The 12200-nt window shown below is 70.0% G+C and carries 11 protein-coding genes; all 11 read right to left on the minus strand.

Annotation, left to right across the window (positions count from 1 at the left end; genetic code table 11):
* Window positions 1-47: 47 nt before the first annotated feature.
* A complete protein-coding gene (locus MQC88_RS06095; RefSeq protein ID WP_243319960.1) occupies window positions 48-1712 on the minus strand; it encodes a BatD family protein in 1665 nt (554 codons plus the stop codon).
* Window positions 1713-3500: a VWA domain-containing protein gene (locus MQC88_RS06100; protein WP_243319961.1), complete on the minus strand. Its 1788-nt coding sequence runs from the start codon at window positions 3498-3500 to the stop codon at window positions 1713-1715.
* Entirely contained in the window at window positions 3497-4519 is a 1023-nt protein-coding gene (locus tag MQC88_RS06105) for a vWA domain-containing protein (protein WP_243319964.1), read from the minus strand. The genes MQC88_RS06100 and MQC88_RS06105 overlap by 4 nt, the downstream gene beginning before the upstream one ends.
* Window positions 4516-4974 carry a DUF4381 family protein gene (locus MQC88_RS06110; RefSeq protein WP_243319966.1) on the minus strand — a complete coding sequence of 153 codons (459 nt, stop codon included), beginning with the start codon at window positions 4972-4974 and terminating at the stop codon, window positions 4516-4518. The genes MQC88_RS06105 and MQC88_RS06110 overlap by 4 nt, the downstream gene beginning before the upstream one ends.
* A gap of 5 nt (window positions 4975-4979) precedes the next feature.
* Window positions 4980-5894 (minus strand): DUF58 domain-containing protein, encoded by a 915-nt coding sequence (locus MQC88_RS06115; protein WP_243319968.1) that lies wholly within the window; start codon window positions 5892-5894, stop codon window positions 4980-4982.
* A gap of 133 nt (window positions 5895-6027) precedes the next feature.
* Complete coding sequence (locus tag MQC88_RS06120; protein WP_243319970.1) at window positions 6028-7020, minus strand: AAA family ATPase; 993 nt, start codon at window positions 7018-7020, stop codon at window positions 6028-6030.
* Between the two features lie 155 nt (window positions 7021-7175).
* Window positions 7176-9140 (minus strand): type IV pilus secretin PilQ, encoded by a 1965-nt coding sequence (locus MQC88_RS06125; RefSeq protein ID WP_243319972.1) that lies wholly within the window; start codon window positions 9138-9140, stop codon window positions 7176-7178.
* 15 nt (window positions 9141-9155) lie between these two features.
* Window positions 9156-9710, minus strand: a complete 555-nt coding sequence (locus tag MQC88_RS06130) for a pilus assembly protein PilP (RefSeq protein ID WP_243319974.1) — start codon at window positions 9708-9710, stop codon at window positions 9156-9158.
* A 1-nt stretch (window position 9711) separates the two neighbouring features.
* Window positions 9712-10356: a type IV pilus inner membrane component PilO gene (locus MQC88_RS06135; protein WP_254713269.1), complete on the minus strand. Its 645-nt coding sequence runs from the start codon at window positions 10354-10356 to the stop codon at window positions 9712-9714.
* Between the two features lie 11 nt (window positions 10357-10367).
* A complete protein-coding gene (locus MQC88_RS06140) occupies window positions 10368-11123 on the minus strand; it encodes a PilN domain-containing protein (protein WP_243319977.1) in 756 nt (251 codons plus the stop codon).
* Entirely contained in the window at window positions 11123-12181 is a 1059-nt protein-coding gene (locus MQC88_RS06145) for a pilus assembly protein PilM (protein ID WP_243319978.1), read from the minus strand. The genes MQC88_RS06140 and MQC88_RS06145 overlap by 1 nt, the downstream gene beginning before the upstream one ends.
* Window positions 12182-12200: the final 19 nt, after the last annotated feature.

The raw sequence follows: 12200 nt of genomic DNA on the forward strand, positions 1-12200 counted from the left end.
CAGGCTCCTCGCTGCGCGGGGATGCGATCAGCGTGGCGCTGCGTTGCTCAGCGTTGCGGGTACAGGGGCGGCAACGGCGATGCCTGCGACGTGGCCGGTTCGCGCCATCGTGGTCCGCGCTTGAAGGCGCTGCGCAGCACGGCACGCGCTGCCGCGCCATCGCCATCGCCCCAGCGCGCACGCTGCAACGCGTCGATCGCATCGCGCTGGAGCGCGTCGGACAACCGCGGTTTCAGCGCCTCCAGGCCGGCGACCGGCGGCACCGCCAGCGCCACCAGCGCATCGGCGACGTCACCCAGGTCGCCCTTGTCCAGCGCGCGCGCAAGCGGCATCGCCGAGGGCGCGCCCGGCGTCGTGCCGGGCGTGTTGCCGGCGACGGCCGCCGGCGGCGCCTGCGGATGCCGGTGCACCCCCCACATGAACGTGATCAGCCACAGCAGTGCGAACACCACCGTCGCGAACGCCCACGGCCGCACTTCGCCCTGCACCCCCGGCACGCGCATCCAGCCGCGGTCATCGCCCCGGGCGGTCGCCGCTGCAGGCGCGGGGTCGGTGGACGTCGCCGCGGCGCCCGGCGCCACCCGCACGTCGAGGCCCGGCAGGGAGGCGGTGCGCGCGCCGCCCGCGCGCACGTCCCACCACGGCAGTTCCGGCCCGGCAACGTGCAAGGCGCCTGCCCGCGACGGCACGATCGAGAACCGGCGCACCAGCTTCACCCGGGGCCGGCCATCGACGAAGCTTTCGTCGGACTGCGGTGGATCGGCGAACACCTGGGCGCCCGCGATCGGCGGCAACTGCAGCTCCGGCAGTTGCGCGGCGGTGGCGCCGTCGGCTTCCAGCTCGACGGTGACCCCCATCGCCTCGCCGGCACGGGCCTGCCGTGGCGTCGCCACCCAGCGCAGGGACAGCGCGCGCAGCGGCAGCCAAGGCTGCGCCGCGGCCGCGGGGATCGCGCGCACGTCCAGCACCCGCGGCGCGCCGCTGGCCTGCAGTTCGCGCTGGCCGTCGCCGAACAGGTCATCGAAGAACCCGCCTGCGCCCCGGCCCCGGAACTGCGCGCCGGGAATGGCCAGCGTGCCGCTGCGTTCCGGGATGAGCAGGTAGTGGCGCTCGACCACGTTGTATTGGCGCCCGGAAATGTCGCGGGAATACTGCACGTCATCGCCGATGCGCTGCAGGGATGCACCGTCGGGTTCGGCCTGGTCGAGCTGGCCGGAGACCAGCGGCGTCGCGGAGTACAGCCGCACCGTGTAACCCACGGCCTGCTGCACGTAGGGTTGCTGGGCATCGGCCTCGGATTCGATGAAGACCATGCCGCCGGCGCGCGCGGGCGTTGCCGCCGGCGGCGTCACCGTGAGCGTCAGCGGTTGCGTGCGCTGGCCGGCCACCAGCAGGGCCGGGATGCCGATCACGCCTTCCCGCCTGGGTTGCAGCGCGATCGCGAACAGCGTGCGCACGCGGCTGCGGCCGTTGATGCTCTGGAAGCTGCGGCTGCTGGTATTGCCGCTGAGCCGGAACTCGCCCAGCAACGGCGAATAATCGGGCGCGTCGGCATCGGCGCGGTCGATCTCGATGTTCAGGGTGGCGGTTTCACCGAGCGCGATCCGGTCGCGGTCCAGCCACGCCCGCAATTGCTGGGCCTGCGCCGGTGGTGCCAGTAGCGACAGCGTCGACAACAGCATCATGGCCAGGGCGAGGGTCGGACGCGGCATTCAGTTGCCTCCTTGCTGGCGGCGCTCGTATTCGAGCCGGAAGCGCGCGCGCAGCAGGCCGCCGGGATCGTCCGGCACGCGTCGCAGCCAGGCTTCGTTGGCCAGCCGGCGCTCGCGTTCGGACGCAGTCTCGCTGCGCTTGCCCGTGGCTGGCTGCGCTTGCGTCGGTTTCGCGCTTTTGCCCCGCTCCGCATCGCGCAAGGCTTGCTGCATGCGCGCGCGTTGCGCGGCATCGGCGGCGCGCTGGGCCTGGCCGTCGTCGGGCCGGGCTGCTTGCGGATCGTTGTCCTGCCGGGGCGGCGCCGTCCGGGGTTGCGACGGCGCTTGCCGATCGCGCCTGGCCTCGCCCTGACCGCCATTGCCCGACGACGGCTTGCCCTGCGACGACGGGTTCCCGGCCTGCTGCCCGGACTTGCCCTGGTCCCGCGGGTCCTGCGGGCCCTGCTGTCCGCCCGACGGTGGCTTGCGCCGCATCGCCGCTTCCACCGCTTTGCGATTGGCGATCGCGTCGTCCATGCGTGGCTGCAGGCGCAAGGCCTCGTCGTAGGCGGCGATGGCTTCTTCGTAGCGCCCTTGTTTCGCCAGCGCATTGCCGAGGTTGTAGGCCGCGTCCGCACCAGGCAATCCCTGCCAGTGCTTTTCGGCGGCGGCGAAATCCTTTCCACGGTACGCCTGCGCGCCCTGCTCCAGCTGCTGGTGCGCCTGCTGGTCCGCGCGCTGCCACCAGTCGCTGCCGGCCGCGCGCGCCGGTTGCCACGGCAGCAGCAACAGGCATGGGAGCAATGCCGCCAGCACCCCGCCACGGCGGAACCCGAACACCGCGAGCAACAACAGCGGCAACAGCAGCCAGTAGCCCTGGTCGTGCCACAGCCAGGTCTTCTGGCCCTGCGCGGCGATGGTGCCGGCCTGCCCGGGATCGAGCACGCCGAGTGCGTCGAGATCCCCATCGCCAGCCGCAAGCGTGGCGTACCCGCCGCCGCCAGACCGCGCCAGCGCCCGCAGCGAGCCGGCATCCAGCCGCGCCTGCGCGATGACCCCGGCGCCATCGCGATAGGCCGCGCCGGCGCTGGTGCCGAGACCGAGCACCGACACGCGATACCCCGCGCGCGCCGCGGCGGCCGCGGCATCGCGCGCGCGGGCATCGGCATGATCGCTCAGCAGCAGGATGTCGCCGCGGTCGAACCCCGCCTGCCGCAACAGCTGCGCCGAGCGTTCGATCGCGCGGTCGGCGCGGCTGCCGTCGCTGGACTGGCCTTGCGCCGGCATGATGTCCGGCGCCAGCGCATCCAGGAACAAGGCGACGTTGCCGCCGTCGTCGGTCAGCGGAGCGACGGTGTAGGCATCGTCGGCGTAGGCGAGCAGGCCGACCTGGCCACCGCTGCGTTCGCGCAGCAAGGTCGCCAGTTTTGCCCGCGCCTGCGCCAGCCGCGAAGGCGGCAGGTCAGTGGCAAGTATCGCGTCCGACAGGTCGAGCGCCACCACGAGCGGCGCGCGGCTCTGCCACAACGGCTGCGCGATGCGCTGCCACGAAGGCCCCGCGAGCGCGCACACCGCCAGCGCGAAGGCCGCAAGGCCGATCCACGGGGCAAGCCGTCCCTGCGTGCCGGAAGGACCCTCGAGGAGGTGCGGCAGCAGGTGCGGATCGACCGCATCGCGCCACGCGTTGCGGCGCATGCGCCGGCGCCGCCACAGCGCCGCGAGCAGCGGCAATGCCAGCAACGCCAGCAGCCATTGCGGGCGCAGGAAATGGGGCGCGACCAGGCCGGCGGCGATGGCTTCCAAGGTCATGCGCGGCCTCGTCGCGGTACGGCGAACGCCAGCAGGCCGATCGCCAGGGCGGCGGACAACGGCCACGGATAGCGTTCGATTTTCGGGCGCACGCGTTGGCCCTCGCGCCGTACCGGCTCGAGGCGGTCGATCTCGGCATAGATGCCGGCGAGCTGTTCGGTGTCGCGTGCGCGGAATTCCTTCCCGCCGGTGAGCTGGGCGATGCGCTTGAGCGTCGCCTCGTCGATGTCGTCGCCGCCACCGGGCAGCTGGATCGGCAGGCCGAACACCGAGATGCCGCCGCCACTGCCGCCGAAGGCGATCGCGTGGATGCGCACGCCGTTGTCACGGGCGAGCTCCGCGGCCTTGATCGGATCGAGCACGCCAGCGGTGTTGACGCCGTCGGTCAACAGGATCAGCACGTGCTCTGCGGACGATGGCTGCTGCGCCGGCTGCGCGGCCAAGCGCTTCACCGCCAGTCCGATGGCGTCGCCGATCGCGGTTTCGCGCCCGGCAAGGCCCACCACGCTGTCGTCGAGCTGCTGCCGCACCGAGTCCAGGTCCAGCGTCATCGGCGTCAGCGCATAGGCCCTCTGGCCGAACACGATCAGGCCGACGCGATCGCCTTCGCGGCGGTCCAGGAAATCGGCCAGCACCGCCTTGGCGGCGGTCAGGCGATCGACCAGGCCGCCGCCCAGGGCCATGTCCTCGTCGCTCATGCTGCCGGACAGGTCCACCGCCAGCATCAGGTCGCGTCCGGCCTGTGGCGGTGCCACCGGTGCACCGAGCTGTTGCGGTCGCGCTGCGGCCACGCACAGCATCGCCCACGCCAGCCACGCCAGCAGCCCGATGCCAGCGCCTCGCGCGGGGCCCATGGTGCCGGCAATCGCCTCCAGGCGCGGGCCGTAGGGCACCTTCAATGCCGCCGAGGCGCTGCGCGCCGGCGGCAGCAGCCAGCGCACCAGCCACGGCAACGGCAAGGCCAGCAGCAGCCACGGCCAGGCAAAGCCGTCGAACGCCGCGGGCCACCAGTCGCTCATCGCGCCATCCAGTCGAGGAAGCGGGCGCGGGCACGCGGCAACAGATCGGCGACCGCGCCGGCGTCGACATCGCGGCGGAAGCCGCCTTCGAGCAATAGCCGCCCGGCGTCGCCGGCCAGCAGCGGCGGATTGCTGCCCTGGTCGAGGAACTGCAGCCAGTCCTCGCCCTGCAGGGTGTCGGCCCGCGGATCGCGGCGGCGCGCGGCGCGGCGCAACAGCTCCGACACCGCGGCCAGCTGGGCCGCGGGCGTCGCCGCGGCGCGCACGCTGTCGTCGAACAGGCGTTGCAGCGCACGCCGGCGATGCTGGCGGCGCCACGCAATGCCCGCTGCGACCACCGATACGAGCAGCAACAGCGCCGCGACGATCCACCAGCCCGGGGCCGGCGGCCACCACGGTGGCGCCGGCGGCTGGTGGATGTCGCGCAGCACCAGCGCAGGATCGGAATGCGGCATCGCCGTCATGCCGCCCGGGCCCGGCCCAGCAACGGCAGCCAGGCGTCGCTCGCCGCTTCGCTGGATAGCACCTGCACGCGCACGCCACGTGCCGGCAATTGCGCCAGCGCGGCGTCCAGCGGCGCGACGAAAGCGTTGCGCCAGCGCTGGCGTTGCGCGGCGGCGGCCAGGTCCAGCTCGACGCGATGGCCGGCGGCCTGGAACGGCAGGCTGGCCTGCGGGGGATTGCGTTCCAGCGGGTCGCTGAGCAGTAGCACGATCACTTCGTTGTGCATCGCCAGTGCCGGCCAACGCCGTGGCGGCAACGCCGCGATGCTGGCGGGATCGGCGAGCACGAGCAGGCGCGAGCCCGGCCGCAGCAACCGTTGCGCATGATCGAGGGCCACGCCCAGGCCGAGGTCATCGGCGGGCGGTGCGCGATACCAGCGCACCAGCGCGTCGAGCACGCGCAGCGCCCCGCGGGGGCCGGCGGCGGGCGCGATCGGGGCTTCCGTGGCGCTGCCGCGCAATGCGGCGATGCGGTCGCCATCGCGCACGGCGGCCCATGCCGCGATGGCGCCGGCACGGGCCGCCTGCACCGACTTGAAGCGCACGCGGGTGCCGAAGTACAGCGCAGGCGCGGTATCGGCCACCACCAGCGTCACGCGCTCGCGTTCGGCCTGGAACAGCTTGGTGTGCGGTTTCCCGCTGCGTGCGGTCAGGCGCCAATCGATGCGGCGGGCGTCGTCGCCGAGGGCGTACTCGCGCGACTCGGCGTACTCCATGCCGCGCCCGCGCAACGGCGACAGCGCCTGCCCGCTGACGCCCAGGCGTCCACGTCGCGGTGGACGCCGGCCCTGCGCGGCAGCGCGCAGTGCCACGAGTTCCGCGAGCGTGGGCTCGATGCCGGGCGTCGCGGAGCGGGAACCGGACGCGCTCAATCCCGGACCCTGCGGCGGCCCGCATCGACCTTGTTCGCCAGCCCGCGGAGCCTCGCGGCCTTCGATGCAAGTGGGGGGATTGGCTGCACTGGCCGATGTCGCGCGTCCGATCCCGGCTTGCCGAGTCCCGGCTTCACGGCAGCGGCACCTTGTCCAGCAACGCGGCGACCAGGCGCTCGCCGTCCCAGCCCTCCGCGGTTGCCTCGTAGCTGGGCAGTACCCGGTGCCGCAGCACGTCCGGCGCGACCTGGCGGATGTCGTCGGGAGTGACATAGTCGCGGCCCGCCAGCCACGCGCGGGCGCGCGCGCACCGCTCCAGCGCGATCGAGCCACGCGGGCTCGCACCCCAGGCGATGCGACGCCCGAGATCGGCGTCGTAACGCGCGGCATCGCGGGAGGCCAGCACCACTTCGACAAGGTAGCGCTCCAGCTGCGGTGCCACGTGCAGGTCCAGCACCGCGGCGCGTGCGGCAAACACGTCGGCCAACGGCATCCGCGAAGGGGCGACGGCGGCGGGCTGCAGTGCATCGCGCGCGCGAGCGCGCGCCAATCGCAGGATCTCGGTTTCCGCCGCGGCTTCGGGATAACCGATGCGCACGTACATCAGGAAACGGTCGAGCTGCGCCTCGGGCAGCGGGAAGGTGCCTTCCTGCTCGATCGGGTTCTGCGTCGCCATCACCAGGAACAACCGGGGCAGCGGATAGGTATGGCGGCCGACGGTGACCTGGCGTTCGCCCATCGCTTCCAGCAGCGCCGACTGCACCTTGGCCGGGGCACGGTTGATCTCGTCGGCCAACAGCACCGGGTGGAAGATCGGGCCTGGCTGGAATTCGAAGCGCCCGTCCTGCGGTCGCCAGACCTCGGTGCCGGTCAGGTCCGCCGGCAACAGGTCGGGCGTGAACTGGACCCGGGCGAAATCGGCTTCCAGTCGCGCGGCGAGCGCGCGGATCGCGCTGGTCTTGGCCAGGCCGGGGGCGCCTTCGACCAGCAGGTGGCCGTCGGCAAGCAGCGCGATCAACAGGCGTTCGATCAACCCCGACTGGCCGACGATCTCGGTTGCAAGCTCGTCGCGCAATGCGCGGAAGGCGTCGTGGAGGCGGGAAGGGTCGTCGCTGCGGCTGTCCATCGCGGTCCGGTCGGTCGGCGCGGGGCGCGCCGGGACCAGTTTGACCGATGCGTGGCGGCTTGGTTCAGCGCCTGCGACGCGCGTTCAGGCCGGCGCCAGCGATGCCCCGGAATGACGAAGGGGCCCCTGGGCCCCTTCGTCAGCTCGTCCGACGGTCAGAGCGCCGGTCGTTGCGCGACCCGAAGCACCTTCGGCGTCACCATGATCAGCAACTCGGCTTTGCTCTTGTCGCGGCCGCGCTTCTTGAACAGGTTGCCGATGACCGGAAGGTCGGCCAGGAACGGTATCTTGGACATGCTCTGCTGGTCCTTGAACTCGTAGACGCCGCCGATCACCACTGTCTGCCCATCCTCCATCAGCACTGCGGTGTTGACAGAACGCTTGGCGAGCGTGGGGACCTGGCCGAAGCCGGTATCGACGAAACCCTGCACTTCGTCCTTCTTGACCGCCATGTTGAGGAACACGCGGCCATCGGCAGTGATGGTGGGTGTGACCCTGAGCTCGAGCACTGCATCCTTGAACTGCACTTGCGGGATCTGCGACTGCCCGGTGCCGCCGGTGATGGTCAGGTATCCAACCTCCTGACCCTGGGTGATCACCGCTTCCTTCTGGTTGCTCGTCACCACGCGGGGGTTGGAGATGACTTCGCCACGGCCTTCGGTCTGCAGAGCCGACAACTCCACATCCAGCGCATAACCGCCATTGAGGATCGACAGTGCCAGGGAACCGGCCCCAGCCAGCGTCGACGGCAGGTTGACGTTCAAGCCCCGCGTCAGCGTACCCATCACCGGGGGATTCGGCGGGGGGTTGGCGCTGTTGGCGTTTGCCGCCGTGTTGTAGGAGTTCTGGGTGCTGACGTTGCTGGAAACCTTGTCGTTGAAATAGACGTTGTCGTTCTTGCCGCTGATGCCGAACTTGGCGCCCAGTTCGCGTGCGAACGAATCGTTGGCGATGACAATGCGGGCTTCGATCACCACCTGGTCGACTGGTGTGTCGAGCGTCGTCACCAGGTCCTTGATCGCCTGCACCCGCTGCGGGATGTCGATCACGAGCAGGGTGTTGGTGCGGCGATCGAAGCTGATGCTGCCGCGGGGCGAGAGGAAGCCACGATTCTGGATGCCAGCGCCGCCACCGGCACCACCGCCGCCACCAGTACTGCCCTTGGCCTCATCGGTCAGCAGCTTGGCGATGTCTTCGGCATTGCCGTAGCTGATCGGGATGTACTCCGTGACCATCTCGGCACGGTTCTCGATCGCGATGCGGGCGTCTTCCTTGTCCTGCTCGTACTTGGCGATCTCCGACTGCGGCGCGACCCAGACCACGTTGCCGCTACGGCGCTTGTCCAGGCCCTTGGCCTGCAGCACGATATCCAGCGCCTGGTCCCAAGGCACGTTGATCAGCCGCAGGGTGACGTTGCCGGCGACGGTGTCGGAGGCGACGATGTTGAGGTTGGATTCCTCGGCGATCAGCTGAAGCACCGTGCGTACCGGCACGTCCTGGAAGTTGAATGTCACGGGGCGGCCGCTGTAAGCGCGCGCGGTGGAGGTGGAAGTGGAGGCGCCCATCGAGGTCGTGGCACCGACCGCAGCCACCGGCGCCGCCGCGCGCGGCACGATCTCGACAATGTAGTCGCGTCCCGTCTGGTACGCCAGGGACTCGAACGGGCCATTGGTGCTCAGCACCAGCCGCGTTCCGCCGCCGGCCCGGCTGGCGTCGACCCGCTGCACAGGCGTGGCGAAATCGGTGACGTCAAGCGGCTTCTGAAGCGACGCAGGCAGCGAGGCGTTGCCCACATCCACGACTACCGTCGAGCCCTGGTTGCGCAGGTCCGGCGCGGCGCCGTCGCCGCTGAACCGCAGGATCAGCTTCCCCGATCCGCCCTCACCGCGCTTGAAGTCGATGTTGGCGACGGTCAGAGCGCCGGGCACCTGCTTGGCGGGATCAGCGGCGAGGGGCACCGCGCTCTGCGCGCCTGCCACCAGCGCGCCTGCACTGGCTGGTTGCGGTGCCGCTTGGACGCCTCCCAGTGCCGCGAGCAATCCCGCTGCGAGGCCAAGCATGGCCGCCCGTGAAGGCAGGGGGCGCCGGGCAGGCCGGCTTGTGGCTTTGAATACGGTCATCGTCCTATCCCCCAATCATTGATCTTCGAGCGCAATCGACGCCGGCCGTTCCAGCCAGCCTCCCGCGCCGTCGGGTACCAGTTCGACCAGTTCGATCCGGTCGTCGAACACCGCGGTCACGCGGCCATCGTTCTGTCCCAGGTACACGCCGGGACGCACGCGGTAGGTCACCTTGTCCGGCGCCATGACCAGCGCCACCAACCCGCCACCGCTGCCAATGGTGCCGACCATGTCAAGGCTGTCGAGCGGGAACTGTTCGAGCGTCTGCTTGCGACGGTTCGGATCCGGGCGCGGCCCGCTGCCGTTGCTCTGGTCGCTAAAGGCGTTACTGAACGGATCGCGCAGACCTTGCGCTGCGTACTCGAAGGTCTCGAACTGCTGCATCACCGGGAGGGGATCCAGCGGCGGCGCCGGGCGGTTGCGGACCTCGGCGGTCCACTTTTCCAGGTTTGGCGCATCGCCGGGCGTGCTGCTGACGCTGCGACCGCAGGCGCCGAGGGTGGTGACGAGCAGCAACAAGGCCAAGGCCTGGAAAGTGCGCGGGACCGCGTTGATCGGATGCTTGTGCATGTCAGCGCCCCCCCTTCCCGGCCGCGGCCTTTTCCTGCTCGACGGACTCTTCCTCGTCGAGGTAGCGGTAGGTCTTGACCGTGCCGGCCAGCTCAAGCGGGATATCGGCGCGGATGCCGCCGGCGTTCGCGTTCTTGGGCTGCAGCGAGATGTCGTGCATGGTCAGGATCACGACCCGCGGCAGCGAAGCCACGCCGCTGACGAAGGCGCCGAACTGGTGGTAGGTCCCCACCATTCGCAGCGCGATCGGCTTCTCCGCGTAGAACTCTTTCGGGGTTTCCGGCCCTGGCTGGAACAGTTCGTTGGACAGGCCGGTGGCGAGCGCGGTCTGCGAGATGTCGACGATCAGGTCCGGCATCTCGGTCTTGCTTGGCAGCTGCCGCAACATCTGTTGCAGCTGCTGTTCCATCTGCGCCAATTGCAGCTTCAGCGGCTCGAGGTTTGCCGCGCGCCCCTGCTTGGTCTCGTACTCAGCGCGCAGGTCGCTTTCCTGGCGCTCCAGGCCTTCGAGCTCGGACGTCTTGTCGCGGATGAACAGCCACCACAGCAGGCCGAAGATCAGCAGGCCAACGAGCACGCAAAACCCGATTTTGTATTCGCGCGGCCAAGAACCCGTGTTGTTGAGGTTCAGGTCCTTGAGGGCCATCTTTTTCTGGCTCACGGCGCGGCTCCTCCCTGTGCGGGCGCCGCCGGCGCCGGGGTTGCGGATGCCGGAGTCGCAGGTATCGGTGCGGCAGGCGCGGGGGCCGCCTGCGGCTGCGGCTGCGGCTCGGCCGGCGCTGTTGCGTCCCCGTCGGGCGTGCCTGCGGCCGGCGCGGCGACCGCGGCCGGGGCATCCGGCACGCCGTCGCCGTCGCTGTCCTTGGGTGCGTTCGGATTGGCCAGCGTCACGCTCAGGGTGAACGTGAAGGGCAGGCCCGGTTCCCCATCCTTCGCCTCGATGATCGACAGGTCGGGCTTGGTCATCCAGCCAGAGCCTTCGAGGTTGCGCATGTAGGTGCTGACCCGCGCATTGGACTGCGAGCGGCCGCTAAGCGTCAGCTTGTCGCCTTCCTGCTTGATCGAGGTCAGGGTCACGCCATCGGGGATGGTGCGCACGAGCGAATCGAACAGGTGCACCATCTGCGAGCGGTTCGCCTGAAGTTGCTCGATCACTTCCTTGCGCGCCAGCAGCTTGGCCTTCTTCTGGTCGAGCTCCTCGATCTCCTTGATCTGCTTGTCGACCTGCGTGATCTGGTCCTGGAGGTAGGCGTTGCGCTCGTTCTGGCCGCTGATCTGGTTGTTGTAGTAGGTGTTGACGACGAACCAGAGAACCACGCCGGCCAGTGCCGCCAGCCCCAGCATGGTGACGAATTCCTTCTGGCGCAGCTTGCGCCGTTCGGCGCGCCACGGGAGGAGATTGATCCGTGCCATCAGTCGAAGCTCCTCAGGGCCAGGCCGGCGGCGATCATGAGCGCGGGCGCATCCTGCGCCAGCGCGTGCGCCTGCACGCGCGGGCCGAGCGTCATCTGCGCCAGCGGGTTGGCGATCTCTGTCGGGACGCCCAGCTGTTCCTCGACCATTTCGGCCACGCCCGGGATCGATGCGCAACCACCGGCGAGCACGATCTGGTCGACGCGGTTGAATTCGCTGCCCGCATAGAAGAACTGCAGCAGGCGGCTGATCTGCTGCACCAGCGCCTCCTTGAACGGCTCCAGCACCTCGATCTCGTAGCTTTCCGGCAGCCCGCCCTGGCGCTTGGCCAGGCCCGCTTCCTCGTAGCTCAGGCCGTAGCGGCGCATGACTTCGTCGGTCAGCTGCTTGCCGCCGAAGACCTGTTCGCGGCTGTACAGGCTGCGGCCGTTGCGCAGGATGTTGAGCGTGGTCATGGTGGCGCCGACGTCGACCAGGGCGACCACGCCGTCGCGCGGCACGTTGAGGGTTTCGCCCAGCAGCGCGAACGCGTTCTCGATCGCGAATGCCTCGACGTCCATCACCTTGGCGGTAAGCCCGCCAAGCTCGAGCGCGGAGGCGCGGTTCTCGACGTTCTCCGAGCGCGACGCGGCGAGCAGCACCTGCGACATCTCGGCATTGCCCGGCATCGGGCCCAGCACCTCGAAATCGAGGTTCACTTCCTCGATCGGGTACGGGATGTAGTTGACGGCCTCGAGTTCGACCTGGGACTCCATGTCGTCCTCGTCCAGGTCCGCCGGCATCGGAATCAGCTTGGTGATCACCGCCGAACCGGCGACCGCGGCCGCGGCGTACCTGGCCTTGCTGCCGGACCGGGCCATCGCGCGACGGATGGCTTCGCCGACCGCCTCGATCTCGACGATGTTCTTCTCCACCACCGCGTTGGGCGGCAGCGGCTCGACCGCATAGTGCTCGACCCGGTAGCGATTGCCCGTCCGCGACAGCTGGAGGAGCTTGACCGCGGTCGAACTGATGTCGACGCCGACCAAGGGCGGCTGGCTTTTTGTGATCAGTCCCACGTTTTCTCCCCTTATCACG

It is taken from the genome of Cognatiluteimonas sedimenti, assembly GCF_022808325.1.
Lineage (GTDB): Bacteria > Pseudomonadota > Gammaproteobacteria > Xanthomonadales > Xanthomonadaceae > Cognatiluteimonas > Cognatiluteimonas sedimenti.

Excerpts from the sequence above, each read along its gene's own strand:
- MQC88_RS06135 (WP_254713269.1), bottom strand. The coding sequence starts at position 10,356 with ATGGCCCTCAAGGACCTGAACCTCAACAACACGGGTTCTTGGCCGCGC.
- MQC88_RS06100 (WP_243319961.1), bottom strand. The coding sequence starts at position 3,500 with ATGACCTTGGAAGCCATCGCCGCCGGCCTGGTCGCGCCCCATTTCCTG.
- MQC88_RS06105 (WP_243319964.1), bottom strand. The coding sequence starts at position 4,519 with ATGAGCGACTGGTGGCCCGCGGCGTTCGACGGCTTTGCCTGGCCGTGG.
- MQC88_RS06110 (WP_243319966.1), bottom strand. The coding sequence starts at position 4,974 with ATGCCGCATTCCGATCCTGCGCTGGTGCTGCGCGACATCCACCAGCCG.
- MQC88_RS06140 (WP_243319977.1), bottom strand. The coding sequence starts at position 11,123 with ATGGCACGGATCAATCTCCTCCCGTGGCGCGCCGAACGGCGCAAGCTG.
- MQC88_RS06095 (WP_243319960.1), bottom strand. The coding sequence starts at position 1,712 with ATGCCGCGTCCGACCCTCGCCCTGGCCATGATGCTGTTGTCGACGCTG.
- MQC88_RS06130 (WP_243319974.1), bottom strand. The coding sequence starts at position 9,710 with ATGCACAAGCATCCGATCAACGCGGTCCCGCGCACTTTCCAGGCCTTG.
- MQC88_RS06120 (WP_243319970.1), bottom strand. The coding sequence starts at position 7,020 with ATGGACAGCCGCAGCGACGACCCTTCCCGCCTCCACGACGCCTTCCGC.
- MQC88_RS06125 (WP_243319972.1), bottom strand. The coding sequence starts at position 9,140 with ATGACCGTATTCAAAGCCACAAGCCGGCCTGCCCGGCGCCCCCTGCCT.